Below are 22,176 nucleotides of genomic sequence, written 5' to 3' on the forward strand. Positions count from 1 at the left end.
AACCACTTGAGCAGAATGGTTGCACCCCGACGAAACCCGTATGTGGCGTGCGTTTGCGGCCGATGTCCCGGTGCCGGGGCGCACCGTTTGCACTCGGTGTTTTCCCTGGCGCGAAAGTTTTGCGGAGAACCCTAATCGATTCCGCGGCCGCGCCGTTATACAAACAAGGACGGGGGTTGTTCGATCAAAAGAAAGATCGCGGGGCGAGGACCAACATGGAAAAGCTGATGGTGATTGCGGGAATCTGGGCGATGTGCGCCGCTTGCGCGGTCTTGTTCATCCGTGGCGCAACGGCGCAGTCGACGCGCCGCGTAGGTTTTGTCTCCGTGAAAGCGGGAGATGCGACGGGTCGCGCCGAGCCGTGAACGAAACATCGCGCGCGGGCGGCGAGGTTGGGCCGCTCGCGCGCGAAGCCGCAGATGGCGGCTTTGGGCGCGTGGTTTCGATGCCGGATACCGACGGGATGCGGTCGCGCTGGATGCGAGCGCCTGGATGCGGTCGGCTGGATGCGATCGGCTAGATATCCAGCGGATCGACTTCGAGATTCCAGCGCAGCACGCCGCGCTGCGCCCGCAGCATCGGCAGCCACGCGCGCAGCGTCGCCTGTAGCGCGGCGCGCGACTGGCTTTCCACGAGCAACTGCGCGCGGTGAACGTTCATCACCTTGACGATGGTGAGCGGCACCGCGTCGTAGACCGTCACGCGCGCGGCGGCGGGCAGCGTCGCGAGCGCTTCGCCCGCTTGCGCGAGAAACGCGAGCGCGGCTTCGAGCGTGCGCCCTTCGGCGCGCAGCAGCGCCTGATAGACGAACGGCGGCAAATGCGCGTCGCGCCGCTCCCCCAATTGCGTATTCGCGAATCCCACGTAGTCCTGGCGCGCCAGCGCGTGATAGAGCGCGTGGCGCGGATAACGCGTCTGCACCAGCACTTCGCCCGGCAAACCGGCGCGGCCCGCGCGCCCGCTCACCTGCATCAGTTGCGCGAAGAGGCGCTCGCTCGCGCGAAAGTCGTGCGAAAACAGCGCGTTGTCGGCATTGAGCACGCCGACGAGCGAAACGCGCTGGAAATCGTGCCCTTTCGCGATCATCTGCGTGCCGACGAGAATGTCCACGTCGCCCGCATGCACGCCGGAAAAAAGCGCCTGCGCGCTGCCCTTGCGGCGCGTGCTGTCGGCGTCGATCCGCAATACGCGCGCGCCCGGCACCGCGCTCGCGAGCGCCTCCTCGATCCGCTGCGTGCCGCGTCCCATCGGCGCGAGATCGACATTGCCGCAGTCGGGGCACGAGCGCGGAATGCGCGATTCCCAGCCGCAGTGATGGCAGCGCAGCGCGCGCTCGGGCTTGTGCAGCACGACGTAGGCGCTGCAACGCGGGCAGCCCGCGACCCAGCCGCACGCGTCGCAGGCGAGCGTGGGCGCGTAGCCGCGGCGGTTCAGGAAGATCAGGCTCTGCTCGCCGCGTTCGAGCCGCGTTTTCATGGCGGCGATCAGCGGACCGGACAGCCCTTCGAATGAGGCGCGCCCGCGCCGCCGCTCCTCTTCGAGATCGATCAGACGCACGGTTGGCAGCACCGCCTCGGCAACGGCGCGGCGCGCGAGCGTCAGGCGCGTGTAGCGGCCTTGCTCGGCCTGCCACCAGCTTTCGAGCGAAGGCGTGGCCGAGCCGAGCACCACCGGCACGCCAAGCTGCTTCGCGCGCCAGACGGCGAGATCGCGCGCCGAATAACGCAGCCCTTCCTGCTGCTTGTAAGCCGGGTCGTGCTCCTCGTCCACCACCAGCATGGCGAGGCGCGGCAGCGAGGCGAGCACGGCCAGCCGCGTGCCGAGCACGATGCGCGCGCGGCCCGTATGCGCCGCGAGCCAATGCCGCGCGCGCTCGCCTTCCGCGAGACCGCTGTGCAGCGTGACGATGGCGTCGTCGGCGAGCGTGCCCGCGAAGCGCGTGCGAAACGCCGCCTCGAACTGGGGCGTGAGATTGATTTCGGGGACCAGCACGAGCGCCTGGGCGTCGGGTTCGCGCTCCAGCAGCGCGGCGAGCGCGCGCAAATACACTTCGGTCTTGCCGCTGCCCGTCACGCCGTGCAGCAGGAACGGCGCGTAGCCGCGCGCGGCGCCGATCGCCTCGACGGCCTGCGCTTGTTCGTCGCTCAAGCGCGGCACCGCAACGGCCGTTTCGGCCGCACGCGCGAGGCTCGCCGCCGCCGCGCCGATTTCGATGCGCTCGTGCGTCACCCAGCCGGCGTCGCGCCACGCGTCCAGCGCCGCGATGGCCTTCGGATGCAGCGCGCGCGCCTGAGCGGGGTCCAGCTCGCCGCTTTCGGCGAGCACCTGCGCGAGACGCCGCAGCGCCTGCGCGCGCGCGGGCAGGGCGTCGGGCAACGCCGCGCGTCCGGCCCCGGAAAGCCGATAGCGTTCTTCCGGCGCCAGCAGCCGCGCCCAGCGCGACGGATCGCGCAGCGCCTGCGGCAACGCGGGCAACGCGACCTCTCCCAGACCGCGCTGGTAGTAATCGGCGGCAAAACCCGCGAGCGCGAGCCATTGCGCCGAAAGCGGCGGGCACGCGGTGCAGAGGTCGATCACGTCGCGGATCTTGTCGGCGGGAACCTCGCTGTTAGCGCTCACTTCGCAGATCAAACCCACGACATCGCGCCGCCCGAACGGCACGCGCACGAGCATGCCGGGCGCGGCCGACACGCCGTCGAGCGCCATCCGGTAGTCGTAAAGCGCCGACGAAGGATGATCGAGCGCGACGCGCACAAAGCCCGCGTTCATGCCCCGAACTCCGCGTTCTTCTGTGCGGCAGCGCACTGACGCCGCAACTTAAAGTAGAACTTGAAATTCGGCGCTAAGTTTTGGATTCCGCAGAACAATCGCGCCCCCGATCCCGCGCCTGTGGATAACTTTGTTGAGAACTCCGAACCGCGCGGGCTGGAAGGTCCGTGCGCGGCCATTATGTGGGATGCCGCACAGAATGCCGTGGAGCGCCGAAAGCCTTGTCTGTCAAGGGTCTGATTGATTTGGCACAATACGGCGCCTGCTGCCGCGACCTGGTTTCGCTCTTGCGCGCCGCAACGGGAGAAGTGTGCATAAGTCAAGTCTTGACAGACTCGCGAAGGCTTCTGGACGGCCTCTTTAGCCCGCTCCCACCCTGACGGCCAGAGCCCAGCACGCTGCGTCGCAGCAAAATGCCGCGCGGCGTCACGCCGTTCCGGCACGCAACGCGCGGCTGTGACGATGCACTTCGTCCACGAGTTCGACGACATTTTCAGGCGGCGTGAACTGCGAAATGCCGTGCCCGAGATTGAACACATGACCGGGGTGCGCGCCGTAACTGTCGAGCACCGCGCGCGCTTGCTCGCGAATCGCGGCCGGCGGCGCGAACAGCACATTGGGGTCGAGATTGCCCTGGAGCGCCACGCGGTCGCCCACGCGCTCGCGCGCGCGGCCGAGGTTCGCGGTCCAGTCGAGGCCGACGGCATCCACGCCCGTATCGGCGATCTCGTCGAGCCAGAGGCCGCCGCCCTTCGTGAACGTGATGACGGGCACGCGCGCGCCGTCGTGCTCGCGCTTGAGCGCCGCCACCACGCGCCGGATGTAGGCAAGCGAAAAGCGCTGATACATGCCGTCCGCGAGCGCGCCGCCCCACGTATCGAAAATCATCACGGCTTGCGCGCCGGCTTCGATCTGCGCGTTCAGATAGGCCGCCACGGCTTGCGCGTTGACGTCGAGAATGCGCTCCATGAGATCGGGCCGCGCGTAGAGCATCGACTTGACCGTGCGGAAGTCGTCCGAACCGCCGCCTTCGACCATATAGCAGGCGAGCGTCCACGGGCTGCCCGAGAAGCCGATGAGCGGCACGCGCTGCCGCCCTTCGCCGTCGGTGAGCGCGCGGCGGATTTCGCGCACGGCGTCGGTCACGTAGCCGAGCGTCGCGCCGATGTCGGGCACCGCGAGTTTCGCCACGTCGGCTTCGGTGCGCACCGGATGCGCGAACTTCGGCCCTTCGCCCGCTTGGAACGAGAGGCCGAGGCCCATTGCGTCGGGAATCGTCAGGATGTCGGAGAACAGGATGGCGGCGTCGAGCGGATAGCGCTCGAGCGGCTGAAGCGTGACTTCGGTCGCGTAATCGGGATTCTTCGCGAGGCCGAGGAAGCTGCCCGCGCGGCCGCGCGTGGCGTTGTACTCCGGCAGATAGCGGCCAGCCTGGCGCATTAGCCAGATCGGCGTGTACTCGGTCGGCTGGCGCAGCAGCGCGCGCAGGAAGGTGTCGTTCAGGAGAGTGTGGGCCACGTGCGGTTGCGCTGGACGCGCCAGATTCGAAAGCGAGCCGACATTTTACCGGAGCGGCTGCCGGCACATGGCGACGCCGGCCGTTGACGGTTGCCGTTGATGGTCGCCGTTGACGGTTGCCGTTGATGGTTGCCGTTGATGGTTGCCGTTGACGGTTGCCGTTGACGGTTGCCGTTGACGGCTGCCGTTGATGGTTGCCGTTGATGGTTGCCGTTGATGGTTGCCGTTGACGGTTGCCGTTGATGGTCGCTGTTGATGGTTGCCGTCGACGGTCGCCGACGACGGCTGCCGTTGACGCGCGCCGCCGCGCCCGCTGCATTTACCGAACCGCGATCGCGCGGCGATCGAGCCGCGATTGCCGGGCCGTCATTCAGGTAAGTCCGCGCTTAACCGCCACGTAGGCGCGAGCTATCATCAAGCGCCTTTCCGAAGCATTACACCAAGCACAACGACACCGGAGACGACATGAAGAAAACCGCTCTCGCCCTGACCCTGGCAACCTTGGCCGTTGGCTCGACCGCATCGCTTTTCGCCGCCGCGTCGTTCGCGCAACCGGCAACGCCAATCGCGACGGCGACGACTGCCGGCCCGGCGCCCTCGCGCCTCGACGAAGTGATCGCGCGCGGCACGTTGCGCGCCTGCACGACGGGCGACTACAAGCCCTATTCGTACTACCGGCAGGACGGCACGTTCGAAGGCATCGACATCGACATGACCGAATCGCTCGCGAAGTCGCTCGGCGTGAAGGCGGAGTTCGTGAAGACCTCGTGGCCGAATCTCATGAACGACTTTCTGGCGAAGTGCGACGTGGCCGTGGGCGGCGTGTCGACGACGCTCGATCGGCAAAAGCGCGCGTTCTTCACCGAAGCGTATCAAGTCGACGGCAAGACGCCCATCGTACGTTGCGACGACGTGAAGAAGTACCAGACCGTCGCGCAGATCGACCAGCCTGCCACGCGCGTGATCGTGAATCCCGGCGGCACTAACGAGCGCTTCGCGAAGCAGTTCTTCCCGCACGCGAATCTCACGGTGTATCCCGACAACGTGACGGTGTTCAAGCAGATCCTCGCGGGCAAGGCCGATGTGATGGTCACGGATGCTTCGGAGACCTTGCTACAGCAAAAGCTCAATCCGGGTTTGTGTTCCGTGCATCCCGACCAGCCCTTCCAGTATGGCGAGAAAGCCTGGATGGTGCCGCGCGGCGACGTGGTGTTTCAACAGTACGTCGATCAGTGGCTGCATCTCGCGCGCGCGAGCGGTGAGTATCAGTCCATCTCGGACAAGTGGCTCAAATGATGCAGGAGAGCTAACTTTGCGCGCGCGGCTTTCGTTGCGACCCCGCAAATGCAACGAGGAGTTGCAACGGAAGTTTGCAACGCACCATGCGCGAAGCTTGCATGGCGCGCACGTCGCGAAGGCTAAAGCGTTTTGCATGCGCGTGCGCGACCGATGCCAATTCGCGCATTCGTGCGATGAAATGTTCGCAACCGCCCGTACAGCCGAGGTTTCATCATGCGAATCGAATTCGCATTCAAAGCAGATGATTTTGTCGAAGAAAGAATCCGCAATTAGCGTCGTAAAAATGACTTTCGTAAAACGATCATCACGGCAAAAACACCCGCAAAGCCTTGTCCTGCGGGCGTTACAACCTGAAACACTTTGTTACCGCGAAGCCCCATTAATTCGCCCACAATCTCTTCAACGGTTTCAACACGGATGTGGCTGGGTGCAAGTGTGAGCGGACACGATACACCGGCCGGTCGGCGTTCCCCTTAACTTCGGTTGAGTGCGTCGGAGCCCTCTTGAAGGGGCATCCTTGTTGGAGCCGTGACCGGGCGTATCGGTCCGTATCGGACGCTTCATACCCGGCTCCTCCTTTGGTCTCCTCGCGCTAACCCCGTAGCGTGTGGTTTTTAGCGGGCTCCAGGCCCGCTTTTTTTTCGTCCACGTTTTTCGCTATTCGTCGGGCATGTTTCGATCATGCATCCCGGCGATTTTTATTTTCGCCATTAATCGTTCGGAATCCCAAGTATTTTCAGGCTAAAAAAAACGCCGCGCGCGACTTTCATCGGCGCGGCGATTTCGCATTTGAACCGGCGTCACGCTGTTTTCTGTTCGCCGATTTTCAGCTCGTCGATCATGCGCGCGCGCATCACGAACTTCTGCACCTTGCCCGTGACCGTCATCGGCAACTCGTCGACGAAGCGGATGTACTTCGGAATCTTGTAGTGCGCGATTTGCCCCTGGCAGAACGCCTGAATTTCTTCGGCGCTCGCGCTTTCGCCGGGACGCAGCACGACCCACGCGCACACTTCCTCGCCGTACTTCGCGTCCGGCACGCCGAACACCTGCACCGACTGCACCTTCGGGTGGCGGAACAAAAACTCCTCGATTTCGCGCGGATAAATGTTCTCGCCGCCGCGAATCAACATGTCCTTCAAACGGCCGACGATATTGCAATAGCCGTCGGCGTCGAGCGTCGCGAGATCGCCCGTATGCATCCAGCCGTCGACGATCGCCTCGGCCGTGCGCGCCTCGTCGCCCCAATAGCCTTGCATCACCGAATACCCCTTGGTGCATAGCTCGCCCGTTTCGCCCACGGGCACGACGTTGCCGAGCGCGTCGATGATCTTCACTTCGAGATGCGGCTGGATGCGCCCGACCGTGGTGGTGCGCTTGTCGAGCGGGTCGGTGGTCGAGCTTTGAAACGACACCGGGCTCGTTTCGGTCATGCCGTAAGCGATGGTGATTTCGGCGAGGTGCATCTTGGCCACCACGCGCTTCATCGTTTCGATCGGGCACGGCGAGCCGGCCATGATGCCGGTGCGCAGTTTGGAGAGATCGAAGCGCGCGAAGTCCGGATGATCGAGCTCGGCAATGAACATCGTCGGCACGCCGTGCAGCGCGGTGCAGCCTTCTTCCGCCACCGCTTCGAGCGTCGCGCGCGGGTCGAACGCCTCGCCGGGAAACACCATCGCCGCGCCCACGGAAACGCACGCAAGCACGGCCAGCACCATGCCGAAACAGTGGTACAGCGGCACGGGAATGCAGAGCGAATCGGCTTCGCTCAAGCGCATGGCCTGCGCGATGAAGCGGCCGTTGTTGAGCACGTTGCGATGCGTGAGCGTCGCGCCCTTTGGGTTGCCCGTCGTGCCGCTCGTGAACTGGATGTTGATGGCGTCGTCGGGCGCAAGCGTCGCGCCGATCGTATCGAGCCACGCCGTGCCGTCGCGCGCGTTGCGGGCGCGGCCCATTTCGACGAGTTCGCTGAAACACAACATGCCCGCCGTATCGGTATCGCACATGCGCACCACGGCGCGAAGCGCCGGCAAGCGCGCCGCGCGAAGCTGGCCCGGCACCGCGCTTTCGAGTTCGGGCGCGAGCGTTTGCAGCATCTCCAGATACTTCGACGTTTTGAAGCTTTGCGCCGCGACAATCGCCTTGCAGCCGACCTTGTTCAGCGCATATTCGAGTTCGGCGAGCCGATACGCGGGATTGATGTTGACGAGCACGGCGCCGATGCGCGCCGTGGCGAACTGCGTGAGCAACCATTCGACGCGATTGGGCGACCAGATGCCCACGCGGTCGCCCTTCGCGATGCCGATCTCCGCGAAACCGGCGGCCAGAATGTCGACTTCGGCGGCGAACTCGCGCCACGTCCAGCGTATGCCCTGCTCGCGAAACACCACGGCGGGGCGCTCGGGAAAGCGCCCGGCGGTCTCGCGCAGAAAGTCGCCGAGCGTCGCGTCGGAAAGCGGCACGTCGCTCGCGCCTCTCACGTAGGAAAGCCCGTCGCGCGGCGCGATGATCGCTTCGCGCGCGGCGCTCGCGCCGGCTGCGTCGATGGCCATGATGGCTGTCTCCCCGGGAGCATCCACTCCCGCTGAAATGGATTTGAAAAGGATTGTGCCATCGGCCTTCGCAGCAACGGCATCAAGTTTTACCCGCAGCGCAAGCCGCGCCAAGGCTCGGTCAGCTTGCGCGGACGCATGATTTCACGTTACCTTTCCGTTAACGTCAACTATGAAATACGCTGATAATCCGACGCCGAAAACAAAAAGGGCTTCCCACGGGGAAGCCCTTTTACGTTGCGTGCGCTCTGCTCGTGCCGCGCCCTTGAGAGCGCCGAACGCACGTACCGGAATCAATCAGTGCTGATTCATCTTGCGCAGGCGCTGGATTGCCGCGAGCTGCGCGACCGCGTACGCCAGTTCGGCTTGCGCGGTGGCGTATTCGAGGTTCGAACCGGAGTTCTGCAACGCCTCTTCGGCGCGCTTGCGCGCTTCCGTGGCCTTCGCTTCGTCGAGATCCTTGCCGCGGATCGCCGTGTCGGCAAGCACCGTCACCGCGCCCGGCTGCACTTCGAGAATGCCGCCCGCGACGAACACGAACTCCTCATTGCCGTCCTCGGCCACGATGCGCACGGCACCCGGACGAATACGCGTGATGAGCGGCGTGTGGCCCGGCAGAATGCCCAATTCGCCCGCCTCGCCCGGAAGCGCGACGAACTTCGCCTGGCCGTCGAAGATGCTCTCTTCGGCGCTGACGACGTCTACCTTGATGGTTGCTGCCATATGTGTCGACTCCTTTGGGGGTTAAGTGGCTGCTGTGGCGGATAAGCCGCAGGACTTATCCGCACGTAGGCAACTAACCCTTACTGGATCTTCTTGGCCTTTTCGAAGGCTTCGTCGATCGTGCCGACCATGTAGAACGCCTGCTCCGGCAGGTGATCGCATTCGCCGTCGACGATCATCTTGAAGCCGCGGATCGTTTCCTTGAGCGGCACGTACTTGCCCGGCGAGCCCGTGAAGACTTCCGCGACGTGGAACGGCTGCGAGAGGAAACGCTGGATCTTGCGAGCGCGCGCGACCGACAGCTTGTCTTCCGGCGACAGTTCGTCCATGCCCAGAATCGCGATGATGTCGCGCAGTTCCTTGTAGCGCTGGAGCGTTTGCTGCACGCGGCGCGTGATCGAGTAGTGTTCCTCGCCGATCACGTTCGGGTCGATCTGGCGCGAGGTCGAATCGAGCGGATCGACTGCCGGGTAGATACCCAGCGAAGCGATGTCACGCGACAACACGACGGTGGCGTCGAGGTGGCCGAAGGTCGTGGCCGGCGACGGGTCGGTCAAGTCGTCCGCGGGAACGTACACGGCCTGAACCGACGTAATCGAGCCCTTCTTCGTGGACGTGATGCGCTCTTGCAGCTTGCCCATTTCTTCGGCCAGCGTCGGCTGATAGCCCACTGCCGACGGCATACGGCCGAGCAGCGCCGACACTTCCGTGCCAGCCAGCGTGAAACGGTAGATGTTGTCGACGAAGAACAGCACGTCGAGGCCTTCGTCGCGGAAGTGCTCGGCCATCGTCAGGCCCGTGAGCGCCACGCGCAGACGGTTGCCCGGCGGCTCGTTCATCTGGCCGTACACCAGCGCGACCTTGTCGAGAACGTTCGAGTCCTTCATTTCGTGGTAGAAGTCGTTGCCCTCACGGGTACGCTCGCCCACGCCCGCGAACACGGAGTAACCGCCGTGCTCCTTCGCGATGTTGTTGATCAGCTCCATCATGTTGACGGTCTTGCCCACGCCGGCGCCGCCGAACAGGCCGACCTTGCCGCCCTTGGCGAACGGGCAGATCAGGTCGATCACCTTGATGCCGGTTTCGAGCAGTTCCGCCGAAGGCGAAAGCTCGTCGAACGCCGGAGCCTTCTGGTGGATCGCGCGCGTGTTTTCGCTCGAGATCGGGCCGGCTTCGTCGATCGGGCGACCGAGCACGTCCATGATGCGGCCGAGCGTCGGCTTGCCGACCGGCACGCTGATGGGGTTGCCCGTGTTCTTCACGACCGTGCCGCGGCGCAGGCCGTCCGACGCACCCAGACAGATGGTGCGCACGACGCCGTCGCCGAGCTGCTGCTGCACTTCGAGGGTCAGTTCCGAACCTTCGAGAATCAGCGCGTCGTAGATCTTCGGCATGTGCTCACGCGGGAATTCCACGTCGATCACCGCGCCGATGCACTGTACGATCTTGCCTTCTACCAAAGCAGTTGTACTCATCGATTTTCCTTTAGATACCTGAATTCTTCACTCGCTCACCGGTTTCGCACCGGCGCGGTTCGCAATCGGTTCGCGCTCGTTCGCCCTTGAGCGGCGATCAAACGGCTGCTGCGCCGCCGACGATCTCCGACAGTTCCTTCGTGATCGCGGCCTGGCGGCTCTTGTTGTACGAGAGCTGCAGTTCGTTGATGACCGTCTTCGCGTTGTCCGACGCCGCCTTCATCGCGACCATGCGTGCCGACTGCTCCGACGCCATGTTCTCGGCCACGGCCTGATAGACCAGCGCTTCGACATAGCGAACCAGCAGCTCGTCCACGACGGTTTGCGCGTCCGGCTCGTAGATGTAGTCCCATTGCGACTTCGGCGTGGCGCCGTCGTCCTCGCCGCCCACGAGGCGCTCGTTCGACAGCGGCAGCAACTGCTCGATCACCGGCTCCTGCTTCATCGTGTTGACGAAGCGCGTGTAAGCCAGATAGACCGCCGAAAGCTTGCCTTCCGAGTACTGGTCGAGCTGCACCTTGATCGCGCCGATCAGCTTCTCGAGATGCGGCGTGTCGCCGAGATGCACGACGTTGGAGACGACCTTCGCACGCAGACGGTTCAGGAAACCGAGGCCCTTGCTGCCGATCGCGGTTGCCTCGACCGACGTGCCGGACGCTTCCAGATCCTTGAACTTCTGCAGCGTCGCGCGCAGCACGTTCGTGTTCATCCCGCCGCACAGACCCTTGTCGGTCGTGACGAGAATCACGCCGGCGACCTTCGCACCGTCGTTTTCCGTCATGAACGGGTGACGATACTCGGGGTTCGCGCGGCTCATGTGCGCAGCGATGTCGCGGACCTTGTCGGCGTACGGGCGGGCGGCGCGCATGCGCTCCTGGGCGCGGCGCATTTTCGACGCCGCGACCATTTCCATCGCCTTGGTGATCTTGCGCGTGTTTTGCACGCTCTTGATCTTGCCGCGAATTTCCTTCATTCCAGCCATTGCTTTGCTCCTTTGTCGACCCGGGCGAACGCTTCAGCGCTTACCCGGGCCCAGTCCGTTTATCGTGGTTGATTCGCGGACGGATCAGTATGCGCCGGACTTCTTGAAGTCCTTGAGAGCCGCGTGGAGCGCGTTCTCGTCGTCCTTCGACAGGTCCTTCTTGTCCTCGATGCGCGCGACGAGGTCGGCGTGCTTCGACTTCAGGTATTCGCGCAGACCCTTTTCGAACGGCAGCACTTCGGCGACTTCGATGTCGTCGAGATAACCGTTGTTCGCCGAGAACAGCGCGACGGCCAGTTCCCACACTTGCAGCGGCTGATACTGCGGCTGCTTGAGCAGTTCCGTCACGCGGCGGCCGCGCTCCAGTTGCTTGCGGGTGGCTTCGTCGAGGTCCGAGGCGAACTGCGCGAACGCCGCGAGTTCACGATACTGCGCGAGGTCGGTACGAATACCGCCCGACAGCTTCTTCACGACCTTGGTCTGAGCCGCACCACCGACGCGCGACACCGAAACGCCCGCGTTGATTGCCGGACGGATGCCCGCGTTGAAGAGGTCGGTTTCCAGGAAGATCTGGCCGTCGGTAATCGAGATCACGTTCGTCGGCACGAAGGCCGTGACGTCGCCTGCCTGCGTTTCGATGATCGGCAATGCGGTGAGCGAACCCGTCTTGCCCTTCACTTCGCCGTTCGTGAACTTCTCGACGTAGTCGGCCGAAACGCGCGCGGCGCGCTCGAGCAGACGCGAGTGCAGATAGAACACGTCGCCGGGGTAGGCTTCGCGGCCCGGCGGGCGACGCAGCAGCAGCGAGATCTGACGGTATGCCCAGGCTTGCTTGGTCAAGTCGTCGTAAATGATCAGGGCGTCTTGACCGCGGTCGCGGAAGTATTCGCCCATCGTGCAGCCGGCGTACGGCGCGAGGTATTGCAGCGCGGCCGATTCCGAAGCCGAAGCCGCCACGACGATCGTGTAGTCGATCGCGCCGGTTTCTTCGAGCTTGCGCAGCACGTTCTGGATCGACGAAGCCTTCTGACCGATGGCGACGTAGATACAGATGAGGTCCTTGCCCTTCTGGTTGATGATCGTGTCGACGGCCACGGCGGTCTTGCCGCACTGGCGGTCGCCGATGATCAGCTCGCGCTGGCCGCGGCCGATCGGCACCATGGCGTCGATCGACTTCAGGCCGGTTTGCACCGGCTGCGACACGCCTTCACGCCAGATCACGCCCGGAGCGATCTTTTCGATCGCGTCGGTGGCCTTGGCGTTGATCGGGCCCTTGCCGTCGATCGGGTTGCCGAGCGGATCGACCACGCGGCCGATCAGTTCCGGACCCACCGGCACTTCGAGAATGCGGCCCGTCGTCTTGACGATGTCGCCTTCCGAGATGTGTTCGTATTCGCCGAGAATCACGGCGCCGACCGAATCGCGCTCGAGGTTCAGCGCGAGGCCGAACGTGTTGCCCGGGAATTCGAGCATTTCGCCCTGCATCACGTCCGACAGACCGTGAATGCGCACGATGCCGTCGGTCACGGAGATCACGGTGCCCTGGTTGCGAACGTCCGCGCTCGCTTCAAGGCCCTGGATCCGGCTCTTGATCAGCTCGCTGATCTCAGAGGGATTGAGTTGCATTATTCGCTCCTGATGTTCAATTCTGTTGCGTGCCAGCCGCCGCGCCGGTGAAGGCGCTCAGGCGGTCAGAGCCGTCTGCATGCTGGCGAGCCGCGCGCGGACCGAGGTATCGAGCACTTCGTCGCCGACCGTCACGCGCACGCCGCCGATCAGCGACTTGTCGACTTCGACGGTGGGCTTCAGCTTGCATTTGAACTTGCGTTCGAGGCTGGCGACGAGCTGGTTCAACGGCTCGCCTTCGAGCGGGAATGCGCTGACGATCAGCGCGTCCGCGGCGCCTGCCTTGGCGTTCTTGAGCGCTTCGAACTGCGTGTGGATTTCCGGCAGCAGTTCCAGACGGTGATTCGCGATCAGCATCTGCACGAGGTTCTTCGCCTCGGGCGTATCCTTGAGCGGGGACTTCACCGCCGCGAGCAGCAGCTCGACGACCTGGGCATGGCTCACCTTCGGGCTGGTCGAAATCGACAGCACCTCGGGCAAGGCCGCAACCTGTGCCAGCTCCGCGACGAGCGTGGACCAGGCGGCGGTGTCACCAGCTTCAGCCACGCCAAACAGCGCTTCTGCGTACGGGCGGGCGATGGTTGCAAGTTCGGCCATGATCAGAGCTCGGCTTTCAGTTGATTCAGCAGTTCGGCATGCGCCGACTGATCGACTTCGCGCTTCAGGATCTGCTCGGCGCCTTGCACGGCGAGAGCGGCGACTTCGGCGCGCAGCGCTTCGCGTGCCTTGACGACCTGCTGGTCGGCGTCCGCCTTCGCCTGAGCGATGATGCGCGCCGCTTCCGCGTGCGCCTGGGCCTTGATTTCTTCTGCGACGGCCAGAGCGCGCTTTTCAGCATCGGCGATACGGCTCTGACCCTCGTTGCGGGCCGTAGCGAGTTCTTCGCCGACGCGCTTGTGCGCGGCTTCCAGTTCCGCCTTGCCCTTTTCCGCAGCGGCCAGGCCGTCTGCGATCTTCTTCGAGCGCTCGTCGAGGGCGTTGATCAGCGGCGGCCACACGAATTTCATCGTGAACCACGCGAGGATCAGGAACACGACCATTTGCGCAAACAGGGTTGCGTTGAGATTCACGGTGTTTCCTTAAACGTTGCTATTCCGGGGAATTGAAACGGCAAGGCGCTCATCGGTCGAAAAACTCGAAGAGCGCCAGCACCCGTTCCGCCCTGCGCCCACCTCTTTTATAGGTCAGGCGCAACTTTCCTGGGAACTCAGCCCGCGAGCTTCGAGAGCAGCGGGTTAGCGAACGCGAACAGCATTGCAACACCAACGCCAATCAGGAACGCCGCGTCGATCAGGCCGGCCAGCAGGAACATCTTCGTTTGCAGCGGGTTCATCAGCTCGGGCTGACGCGCGCACGCTTCGATGTACTTACCGCCCATCAAGCCGATACCGATACAGGCGCCGATTGCACCCAGGCCGATGATGATGCCGATACCGATGGCCGTGAAACCCTGGATGTTGGCGATGAAAGCTTGCATGATCACTCCTTTGTGAGATTTTCTGGAACTGGGGATTTGAAACTTAAAACTGCAATTCGAGGTTCGATAGCCGCTTAGTGGCTGTCGTGTGCCTGGCCGATGTACACCAGCGTCAGCATCATGAAAATGAACGCTTGCAGCAGGACGATCAGAATGTGGAAGATCGCCCAGACGCTGCCCGCAATCACATGGCCGATGAAGCCAAGCACCGTCGTGTCCGCGCCGAAGGTCCACAGACTGCCCAGCAGGGCGATCAGCAGGAACAGCAGTTCGCCCGCGTACATGTTGCCGAACAACCGCAGCGCGAGCGAAACCGTCTTTGCGACGAACTCGATGATGTTGAGTGCAAGGTTCGGGATCCACAGCAGCGGATGTGCGCCGAACGGAGCCGAGAGCAGTTCGTGGACGAAGCCGCCCGCGCCCTTGATCTTGAAGTTGTAGTAGATCATCAGCACGAACACGCCGAGCGCGATGCCGAACGTGCCGTTGAGGTCGGCGGTCGGCACGATGCGCTGATGCGGGAGTGCTTCGGAGAGACCCAGCCAGCCGATCACGCGGCCCGGCAGGTCGACGGGAACGAAGTCGAGCGAGTTCATCAGCGCGACCCAGACGAACACGGTCAGCGCGAGCGGCGCGATGAATTTGCGGTTGCCGTGGATGATGGACTTCGACTGGTCCTCGACCAGCTCGACCAGCATTTCGACGGCGCATTGAAAGCGGCCCGGCACGCCCGAAGTCGCCTTGCTCGCGGCGATGCGCAGCAGCGCGATGGTCACGAGGCCGCACAGGATCGACCAGAACAGCGTGTCGATATTCCAGACGTGAAAGTCGACGATCGACGTCTGGTGCGAGGTGGAAAAGTTCTGCAAGTGGTGCGCAATATACTCGGACGGATCCAGAGCGCGCGTTCCTTCGCTAGCTGCCATATCGTTAAAGCCACCCAAATTGTCGAAAATCGTTTTCGGCCGTTCCCGCCGCAATGCCGTATTGCGGGAACACGCCACCGCGGATCGTGTCTATTCGCTACGCATCGGCCGGCTCGCACCCGCCGGCCCGTCCACCTCGATCGCCTCGACGCCTTGGCAGGCGGCGCGATGTTGGCGGGTCAGCGCCACGCGAGCGCGATCCAGTATGTCTTTAGTGCGATCAGGTACGTGACGAGCAGCGGAATCCACTGCACGTCGTGAAACCAGAACGCGATGGCGACGAACATCGCAATCGTCGCACCCATCTTGACTGCTTCGCCGAGCATCCAGCTCAGCGCGGACCCGGCTTTACTCAACTGACTGAGGCGCGCGGCGAACAGCGCGCCGGGCAGCCAGCAGATCGCTCCGCCCAGGAACGCCGAAAGCGGCACGCCCGGCGCAGCAACCCCCGGCGGCTTATAAAACAGCCACCATGCCAACGTTGCAACCAGGGACAAAACCACTTGCGCCGCCACAACCCGAAACGGCGTGACGCGCGATGGGCGACTCACTTGAGCGCCGAAAAGCTGCTCGGCTTCGGCGCGGGTGAGCGCAACGATGTCGTTGTTATCTTGCTGGCTGGCGTCCAGCTCATCCCAGCGGGCGTTGTGATCGCGCCCGTTATCTTTTACGGCTGCCTCCGGCCCCCGGCTGGATGCAGCAGTCGCGCCCAGCGGAACATCGGGCCCTTCATGCGCCGGCGGCGCTTCGTCTGGCCTCTGATCCACCATCGCTGATTCCGGAAAATTTGTCTTGCGCGCGCCTAATTACAAGACGCTTACAACACCACCAACCAAATAAATCCGGGCGATTGTAAGCGATAGTTGCAGGCAATTCAAGACTTTAGGCCGTTCAATAAGGGGCCGTGAAACGCGCCTCCATGATGCGAAAAAGCCGTCGTGAGAAGCGTGATATCGGTAACTGTAAGGGAACGATTCATGACGTTTCGGCATGGAGAAAAGCGATGCCAATCCGGTACTTATGGGACGCTTTACGTCAGAAAAAATGCAGCAGCAGCGCGCCGCCCGCTCCCGCCACGACCCAGAACGGCACCGAAACCAGGTGAAACGGCCCCCAAACCCCGCGTTCCCCGGCAAGGCGCACGGCAATGAGGTTCGCGAGCGAGCCGATCGCGACGCCGAAGCCGCCCACGCTCACGCCGAACGCCAGCGCGCGCCAGTCGTGCGTGAAATTCGCGAGCACGATGGCGGCCGGCACATTGCTGATTCCCTGCGACAAGACCGCCCCTGCGACGAAAGCGCGCAGGGGCGTTTGCAGCGCGAGCGCGGACAGTGCGTGATGAATCCACGGCAGCGCGGCCACGCTGCGCAGGACGATAAACATCAGCACGAAAATCAGCAGCAGCAGCCAGTCGATCTTGAGCACGATGCGCGGGCGCCACATCAGGAAACCGGCGCCGACGCCTGCGAGCGCGATGCCCGCGTGGTGCGCGTCGGCGAGCGTGACGAAAGCCGCGAACAACACGGCGGCCACGCCCGCAAGCGTGCGGTCGACGGCATGCGGGGCCGTGTCCTTCGAGAGATCGAGTTCGCGCGGCTCGAAGAAAGCCGCCGTGAGCCCGACCAGCATCGCCATCAACAACGCGCACAACGGCGCGAGCGCCACCATGAACGCGCCGAACGACGCGCCGCTCACCTGCCAGAGAAACAGATTCTGCGGATTGCCAAGCGGCGTGAGCACCGAGCCCGCATTCACCGCGAGCGCGACGACGATCACCAGCCGTTTGAGCGGCAGCGGCGTGAGCTTGTGCAGCGAGAGCACGAGCGGCACGACGACGAATAGCGCGACGTCGTTGGTGACGACTGTCGAGAGCGCCGCGGCCAGCGCCACGAGCAGCAGCGCAAGCCCGCGCTCCGAGCGAATGTGATGGACAACCCTGTGCGCGAGCCAGGTCAGGAGTCCTGAATATTCTATGGCCTTGGTAAGAACGAGCAGGCCCGCGAGCGTCATCACCGTTTGCCAGTCGACGAGCGACGGCAGCTTCGCGAGCGGTTGCGGCGCGAAAATTTGCAGCGCGACGAGCGTCACGACGAGAATAGCGAGCACGGGCTCTGCCGCAATGCCCTTGACGATTCGGCGCAGCAAATTCGCGGGCTGCGCGCCCGCTACCGGTTCACGCACGGCGGCTTACGCGACGTGCGCACGCGCGAAGTTACGCGTCAGGGAATATATCGGCACATACATCGGCGGCTGCATCAGACGGCCGTTTCGCCGCGCAGGCGTATCAGGATGCCCTCCAGCGCGTCGAGATCGCCGAAGTCCACGGTGAGCTGCCCCCGCCCACGGCGACCCAGCTTGATCTTCACCGTGGCGGCGAGCAGATCCGAGAGTTCTTCTTCGAGACGACGCGTGTCGCGGCCGCCGTCGTGCGCGGCTTTCGCCTTCACCGCGGGCGCGGCTTTGGTCGTCGCCGAAACGAGCTTCTCGGTTTCGCGCACCGACATGCGCTTGTTGACCACCTGGTTGGCGAGCGCGATTTGCGTGGCGGCGTCCACCGCGAGCAGCGCGCGCGCGTGACCCATATCGAGGTCGCCGGCGAGCAGCATGGTCTGCACGGGCATCGCGAGATTAAGCAGACGCAGCAGGTTCGACACCGCGCTGCGCGAGCGCCCCACCGACTCCGCCGCCTGTTCATGCGTGAAGTCGAATTCGTCGAGCAGACGCTGGATGCCCTGCGCCTCTTCCAGCGGATTGAGGTCCTCGCGCTGAATGTTCTCGATCAACGCCATCGCGGCAGCGGCCTGATCGGGCACGTCCTTCACGAGCACCGGCACTTCGGTGAGGCCCGCGAGATTCGCCGCGCGAAAACGCCGCTCGCCCGCGATGATTTCGTAGCGCCCCGGCGCGACCGGACGCACCAGAATCGGCTGCATCAAACCCTGCGCGCGAATGCTCGCGGCCAGTTCCTGAAGCGCGCCCTCGTCCATGCGCGTGCGCGGCTGATACTTGCCGGCCTGCATCTGCGCGAGCGGCAGCGTGTTCGGCGCGCCTTCGATCTTCACCGCCTCGGTGATGTCGGCGCTGCCGCCAAGCAAGGCTTCCAGTCCGCGGCCCAGGCCCTTCTTTCGTGCTACTGCATTCATCGTGCTTCCCCAGTCTCTCAGAGTGCGCGCACGCGCTCGATCATTTCCGCGCCGAATTGCACATACGCCTGCGCGCCGCGCGACGCGCGATCGAATACCACGCCCGGCAAGCCGTAGCTCGGCGCTTCCGCGAGGCGGACGTTGCGCGGAATCACGGCGTCGAAAACCTTATCGCCGAAATGTTCCTTCAACTGCTCGGAAACCTGCTGCTGGAGCGTGATACGCGGATCGAACATCACGCGCAACAGGCCGATTACCTTGAGGTCGCGATTCATGTTCGCGTGAACCTGCTTGATCGTGTTGACCAGATCCGAAAGCCCTTCCAGCGCAAAGTATTCGCACTGCATCGGGATCACCACGCCGTGCGCCGCGCACAAGCCGTTGAGCGTGAGCAGCGAAAGCGCGGGCGGGCAGTCGATCAACACGAAGTCATATTGATCGCCGACGTCGGCCAGCGCATTTTTCAGGCGCCGCTCGCGTTGCTCGACGCTCACCAGTTCGACTTCCGCGCCGGCGAGCTCCCGGTTCGCCGGCAGCACGTCGTAACCGACCGCCTCCGGGCGCGTGCGCGCGTCGTTCACCGCCACGCCGTCGACCAGCACTTCGTAGACCGTGTTTTCGCACGCGGCCTTGTCGATGCCGCTGCCCATCGTGGCGTTGCCTTGCGGATCGAGATCGATAAGAAGGACACGTTGTCCCTGCGATGCGAGGCTCGCGGCGAGATTGACCGTTGTCGTCGTCTTGCCGACGCCGCCCTTCTGGTTCGCAACGCAGAAGATTTTTGCCATCGTTCGTGTGTCCCTTTTACTGCCTTAAAGTTTGCTTACGTTACGACACGCCGGACGGGCGCGCCATTCGGCCGTTCGGCCAGCGCTGTTGCGGTGTTTCAGCTTGCCGCGGCCGGTTCGACCGTGACTTCCGTGAGATGACGCTCCGCGTCGAGCATCGGCACGTCGAGGCGTATCGTGCGAATCGCCTGAGCGCCCGTCGGCAACCGCTCGATTTCGCCCTCTGGGCGCACGCCCTTCATCGCCCAGATGGCGCCGCCGTCCGCGACGAGATGACGGGCCAGTGTAACGAAATCGGAGAGTTCCGCGAATGCCCGCGACACGATCAGATCGAATTTTTTCGGAACTTCCACGCCAGGCCGCAGCGATTCGACGCGCCCCGTCACCACGGCAAGGTTAGCGAGGCCGAGTTGCGCCTTGGCCTGCGATTGGAATGCCGACTTTTTCTGCACGATGTCGTTGAGCGTAACGTGCCAGTCCGGGCGCGCGATCGCGAGCACGATTCCGGGCAAGCCGCCGCCCGAACCCACGTCGAGCACGGCGGCGCCGGCTTGGGCGGGCAAATGCGGCAGGATCGAAAGTGAATCGAGAATGTGCTGAATCAGCATCTGACGCGGATCGCGGATCGCCGTGAGGTTATACACGGCGTTCCATTTCGCGAGCAACGCCACGTAGTCGAGCAGTTGTTCGTGTTGATGCGCGGACAATTCGATGCCCAAGGACTTCGCGCCCTCTTCGAGCAGACGAGCCAGAGCGTCGCGGTCGGCAATGCCGGGCTGGCGAGCGCGGCCGGTCATTGCACCACCGGCGTCGAATCGGCGCCAGCATCGCCCGTGTTCTGGCGACGGCGGCCGAGGCCGCGCTTGAGATGCACCATCAGCAGCGAAATTGCGGCGGGTGTGATGCCGGAAATGCGCGACGCTTGGCCGATCGTTTCAGGACGGAACTGATTGAGCTTCTGGCGCGCTTCGAACGACAGGCCGCGCACTTCGGCGTAATCAATGGTTTCGGGCAAACGCGTGTTCTCGTGCGCGCCGTTGCGCTCGATTTCATCGGCTTGGCGGTCGATATAGCCTTGATACTTCACACCGATCTCGATCTGTTCCTTGATCTGCTCGAGCAGGATCGCATCGTCCGCGAGCGGCGCAGTGGGCGCACACGCGCCTTCGCGCAGACTGCACACACCGTCGTAAGTCACGCCGGGGCGGCGCAGCAAATCGGCGAGATTGTATTCGCGATCAATGCCCTTGCCCAGCACGGCCGTGGCTTCGTCGGCGGAAAGCGTTTTCGGATTCACCCAGGTCGACTTCAAGCGCTCTGTTTCACGTGAAACAGCGTCGCGCTTGCGGCAAAAGGCTTCCCAGCGGACGTCATCGACCACGCCCAGTTCTCGACCAATCTCGGTCAGGCGCATATCGGCATTATCTTCGCGCAGGCTCAGGCGATACTCTGCACGGCTCGTGAACATGCGATACGGCTCCGACACGCCACGCGTCACCAGATCGTCGACCAGTACGCCCAGATAAGCCTGATCGCGACGCGGACACCATGCTTCCCTGCCCTGCACCTGCAAACCCGCGTTGATACCGGCCAGAAGACCCTGCGCCGCCGCTTCTTCATAGCCGGTCGTGCCGTTGATCTGGCCCGCGAAAAACAGGCCACTGATGGCCTTCGTTTCCAGTGATGCCTTCAGCCCGCGAGGATCGAAGTAGTCGTATTCGATCGCATAGCCAGGACGCAGAATGTGGGCATGCTCCAAACCGCGCATCGAATGCACGAGATCGAGCTGTACGTCGAACGGCAGGCTCGTCGAGATCCCGTTCGGATAGACCTCATTCGTCGTGAGACCTTCAGGCTCCAGATAAATCTGATGGGATTCTTTCGACGCAAACCGGTGAATCTTGTCTTCGATCGACGGGCAATAACGCGGTCCCACGCCTTCGATCACGCCCGTATACATCGGCGAACGATCGAGACCGCCACGAATAATGTCGTGCGTGCGTTCGTTCGTATGCGTGACCCAACACGGAATCTGCCGCGGATGCTGCTCGGCGCGACCGAGAAACGAGAATACCGGGACCGGATCGAGATCGCCGGGCTGCTCCTCAAGCACCGAAAAGTCGATCGAACGGCCGTCGATACGCGGCGGCGTGCCGGTTTTGAGGCGTCCTTGCGGCAGTTTTAGCTCTTTCAGCCGCGACGAAAGCGTTACGGCGGCGGGATCGCCCGCACGACCGCCGGTATAGTGATTGAGACCGACGTGGATCTTGCCATCGAGAAACGTTCCGGCGGTCAACACCACGGCACGGCTACGGAAGCGGATACCGACTTGCGTCACGGCGCCCACCACACGATCGCCTTCCACCATCAGGTCTTCCACGGCCTGCTGGAACAGCCAGAGATTCGGCTGATTTTCGAGACGGCTACGGATCGCCGCTTTATAGAGAATGCGATCGGCCTGCGCCCGCGTTGCGCGCACTGCGGGGCCTTTCGACGAATTGAGAATGCGGAATTGGATGCCGCCCTCGTCCGTCGCGGCTGCCATCGCGCCGCCCAACGCATCGACTTCCTTGACCAAATGGCCTTTGCCAATGCCGCCAATCGACGGATTGCAGCTCATCTGACCGAGCGTTTCGATGTTATGGGTAAGCAAAAGCGTCTTGTTGCCCATGCGGGCGGCGGCAAGCGCGGCCTCGGTGCCGGCGTGACCGCCGCCGACAACGATAACGTCAAACTCTGTGGGATAAAGCATGGCGGGATCTCACGCAGGGTCGAAATCGACCGCGTGAGCCTTCTCTGAAAAGTGGTATGAACGAATTATAACGGTTTCGGGTTTTGGTCCGTTCACGCCCGAATTTCGTTCTTTCGATGAAACCAGCAAGCCAAGAAAAAGCGGCG

19 protein-coding genes are annotated in these 22,176 nt (G+C 63.5%); 2 read left to right on the top strand and 17 right to left on the bottom strand.

Annotated elements, in window-relative coordinates; genetic code table 11:
• The first annotated feature begins 215 nt into the window (after window positions 1–215).
• The gene (locus U5805_RS12735) at window positions 216–365 is read left to right on the top strand and encodes a hypothetical protein (protein WP_322103836.1); all 150 of its coding nucleotides are present in this window, start codon (window positions 216–218) and stop codon (window positions 363–365) included.
• Between the two features lie 151 nt (window positions 366–516).
• On the opposite strand, the gene U5805_RS12740 is transcribed toward U5805_RS12735, so the two are convergent.
• Window positions 517–2,769 carry a primosomal protein N' gene (locus U5805_RS12740; protein ID WP_322103837.1) on the bottom strand — a complete coding sequence of 751 codons (2,253 nt, stop codon included), beginning with the start codon at window positions 2,767–2,769 and terminating at the stop codon, window positions 517–519.
• Window positions 2,770–3,195: 426 nt separating this feature from the next.
• On the bottom strand, window positions 3,196–4,287 hold the full coding sequence (gene hemE, locus U5805_RS12745; protein WP_322103838.1) for a uroporphyrinogen decarboxylase: 1,092 nt from the start codon (window positions 4,285–4,287) through the stop codon (window positions 3,196–3,198).
• 465 nt (window positions 4,288–4,752) lie between these two features.
• Here hemE and U5805_RS12750 point away from each other — a divergent pair, with 465 nt between their 5' ends.
• Window positions 4,753–5,583 (top strand): transporter substrate-binding domain-containing protein, encoded by an 831-nt coding sequence (locus U5805_RS12750; RefSeq protein ID WP_322103839.1) that lies wholly within the window; start codon window positions 4,753–4,755, stop codon window positions 5,581–5,583.
• 803 nt (window positions 5,584–6,386) lie between these two features.
• Here U5805_RS12750 and U5805_RS12755 read toward each other — a convergent pair.
• The 15 genes from U5805_RS12755 to mnmG form a co-directional block, all read right to left on the bottom strand.
• Window positions 6,387–8,138: an AMP-binding protein gene (locus U5805_RS12755; protein WP_322103840.1), complete on the bottom strand. Its 1,752-nt coding sequence runs from the start codon at window positions 8,136–8,138 to the stop codon at window positions 6,387–6,389.
• 297 nt (window positions 8,139–8,435) lie between these two features.
• The gene (locus U5805_RS12760) at window positions 8,436–8,861 is read right to left on the bottom strand and encodes a F0F1 ATP synthase subunit epsilon (RefSeq protein ID WP_112169952.1); all 426 of its coding nucleotides are present in this window, start codon (window positions 8,859–8,861) and stop codon (window positions 8,436–8,438) included.
• An 80-nt stretch (window positions 8,862–8,941) separates the two neighbouring features.
• Window positions 8,942–10,336, bottom strand: a complete 1,395-nt coding sequence (gene atpD / locus U5805_RS12765) for a F0F1 ATP synthase subunit beta (protein ID WP_322103841.1) — start codon at window positions 10,334–10,336, stop codon at window positions 8,942–8,944.
• Between the two features lie 97 nt (window positions 10,337–10,433).
• On the bottom strand, window positions 10,434–11,318 hold the full coding sequence (atpG, locus tag U5805_RS12770; protein ID WP_322103842.1) for a F0F1 ATP synthase subunit gamma: 885 nt from the start codon (window positions 11,316–11,318) through the stop codon (window positions 10,434–10,436).
• Between the two features lie 84 nt (window positions 11,319–11,402).
• Entirely contained in the window at window positions 11,403–12,944 is a 1,542-nt protein-coding gene (atpA, locus tag U5805_RS12775; protein WP_322103843.1) for a F0F1 ATP synthase subunit alpha, read from the bottom strand.
• A gap of 57 nt (window positions 12,945–13,001) precedes the next feature.
• Window positions 13,002–13,541 (bottom strand): F0F1 ATP synthase subunit delta, encoded by a 540-nt coding sequence (locus tag U5805_RS12780; protein WP_322103844.1) that lies wholly within the window; start codon window positions 13,539–13,541, stop codon window positions 13,002–13,004.
• Window positions 13,542–13,543: 2 nt separating this feature from the next.
• A complete protein-coding gene (locus U5805_RS12785; RefSeq protein ID WP_028213229.1) occupies window positions 13,544–14,014 on the bottom strand; it encodes a F0F1 ATP synthase subunit B in 471 nt (156 codons plus the stop codon).
• A 137-nt stretch (window positions 14,015–14,151) separates the two neighbouring features.
• The gene (gene atpE, locus U5805_RS12790) at window positions 14,152–14,421 is read right to left on the bottom strand and encodes a F0F1 ATP synthase subunit C (protein WP_028203308.1); all 270 of its coding nucleotides are present in this window, start codon (window positions 14,419–14,421) and stop codon (window positions 14,152–14,154) included.
• 74 nt (window positions 14,422–14,495) lie between these two features.
• Window positions 14,496–15,347, bottom strand: coding sequence for a F0F1 ATP synthase subunit A (atpB, locus tag U5805_RS12795; RefSeq protein WP_322103845.1), 852 nt, complete (start codon window positions 15,345–15,347; stop codon window positions 14,496–14,498).
• A 179-nt stretch (window positions 15,348–15,526) separates the two neighbouring features.
• The gene (locus U5805_RS12800) at window positions 15,527–16,117 is read right to left on the bottom strand and encodes an ATP synthase subunit I (protein ID WP_322103846.1); all 591 of its coding nucleotides are present in this window, start codon (window positions 16,115–16,117) and stop codon (window positions 15,527–15,529) included.
• 265 nt (window positions 16,118–16,382) lie between these two features.
• Window positions 16,383–17,528 carry an SLC13 family permease gene (locus U5805_RS12805; RefSeq protein WP_415914586.1) on the bottom strand — a complete coding sequence of 382 codons (1,146 nt, stop codon included), beginning with the start codon at window positions 17,526–17,528 and terminating at the stop codon, window positions 16,383–16,385.
• A gap of 74 nt (window positions 17,529–17,602) precedes the next feature.
• Complete coding sequence (locus tag U5805_RS12810; RefSeq protein ID WP_322103847.1) at window positions 17,603–18,490, bottom strand: ParB/RepB/Spo0J family partition protein; 888 nt, start codon at window positions 18,488–18,490, stop codon at window positions 17,603–17,605.
• Window positions 18,491–18,507: 17 nt separating this feature from the next.
• A complete protein-coding gene (locus U5805_RS12815; RefSeq protein ID WP_322103848.1) occupies window positions 18,508–19,278 on the bottom strand; it encodes a ParA family protein in 771 nt (256 codons plus the stop codon).
• Between the two features lie 98 nt (window positions 19,279–19,376).
• The gene (gene rsmG / locus U5805_RS12820; RefSeq protein ID WP_322103849.1) at window positions 19,377–20,075 is read right to left on the bottom strand and encodes a 16S rRNA (guanine(527)-N(7))-methyltransferase RsmG; all 699 of its coding nucleotides are present in this window, start codon (window positions 20,073–20,075) and stop codon (window positions 19,377–19,379) included.
• The gene (mnmG, locus tag U5805_RS12825; protein ID WP_322103850.1) at window positions 20,072–22,030 is read right to left on the bottom strand and encodes a tRNA uridine-5-carboxymethylaminomethyl(34) synthesis enzyme MnmG; all 1,959 of its coding nucleotides are present in this window, start codon (window positions 22,028–22,030) and stop codon (window positions 20,072–20,074) included. Before mnmG ends, rsmG begins: the two co-directional genes overlap by 4 nt.
• Between the last annotated feature and the right edge of the window lie 146 nt (window positions 22,031–22,176).

Source organism: Paraburkholderia sp. J41, from assembly GCF_905220235.1.
Classification (GTDB): domain Bacteria; phylum Pseudomonadota; class Gammaproteobacteria; order Burkholderiales; family Burkholderiaceae; genus Paraburkholderia.

What these genes read in the sequence shown, in the direction of transcription:
- U5805_RS12735 (WP_322103836.1), top strand. Translation starts at nt 216, where the DNA reads ATGGAAAAGCTGATGGTGATTGCGGGAATCTGGGCGATGTGCGCCGCT.
- U5805_RS12740 (WP_322103837.1), bottom strand. Translation starts at nt 2,769, where the DNA reads ATGAACGCGGGCTTTGTGCGCGTCGCGCTCGATCATCCTTCGTCGGCG.
- U5805_RS12750 (WP_322103839.1), top strand. Translation starts at nt 4,753, where the DNA reads ATGAAGAAAACCGCTCTCGCCCTGACCCTGGCAACCTTGGCCGTTGGC.
- U5805_RS12755 (WP_322103840.1), bottom strand. Translation starts at nt 8,138, where the DNA reads ATGGCCATCGACGCAGCCGGCGCGAGCGCCGCGCGCGAAGCGATCATC.
- U5805_RS12760 (WP_112169952.1), bottom strand. Translation starts at nt 8,861, where the DNA reads ATGGCAGCAACCATCAAGGTAGACGTCGTCAGCGCCGAAGAGAGCATC.
- atpD (WP_322103841.1), bottom strand. Translation starts at nt 10,336, where the DNA reads ATGAGTACAACTGCTTTGGTAGAAGGCAAGATCGTACAGTGCATCGGC.
- atpG (WP_322103842.1), bottom strand. Translation starts at nt 11,318, where the DNA reads ATGGCTGGAATGAAGGAAATTCGCGGCAAGATCAAGAGCGTGCAAAAC.
- atpA (WP_322103843.1), bottom strand. Translation starts at nt 12,944, where the DNA reads ATGCAACTCAATCCCTCTGAGATCAGCGAGCTGATCAAGAGCCGGATC.
- U5805_RS12780 (WP_322103844.1), bottom strand. Translation starts at nt 13,541, where the DNA reads ATGGCCGAACTTGCAACCATCGCCCGCCCGTACGCAGAAGCGCTGTTT.
- atpE (WP_028203308.1), bottom strand. Translation starts at nt 14,421, where the DNA reads ATGCAAGCTTTCATCGCCAACATCCAGGGTTTCACGGCCATCGGTATC.
- atpB (WP_322103845.1), bottom strand. Translation starts at nt 15,347, where the DNA reads ATGGCAGCTAGCGAAGGAACGCGCGCTCTGGATCCGTCCGAGTATATT.
- U5805_RS12800 (WP_322103846.1), bottom strand. Translation starts at nt 16,117, where the DNA reads ATGGTGGATCAGAGGCCAGACGAAGCGCCGCCGGCGCATGAAGGGCCC.
- U5805_RS12810 (WP_322103847.1), bottom strand. Translation starts at nt 18,490, where the DNA reads ATGAATGCAGTAGCACGAAAGAAGGGCCTGGGCCGCGGACTGGAAGCC.
- U5805_RS12815 (WP_322103848.1), bottom strand. Translation starts at nt 19,278, where the DNA reads ATGGCAAAAATCTTCTGCGTTGCGAACCAGAAGGGCGGCGTCGGCAAG.
- rsmG (WP_322103849.1), bottom strand. Translation starts at nt 20,075, where the DNA reads ATGACCGGCCGCGCTCGCCAGCCCGGCATTGCCGACCGCGACGCTCTG.
- mnmG (WP_322103850.1), bottom strand. Translation starts at nt 22,030, where the DNA reads ATGCTTTATCCCACAGAGTTTGACGTTATCGTTGTCGGCGGCGGTCAC.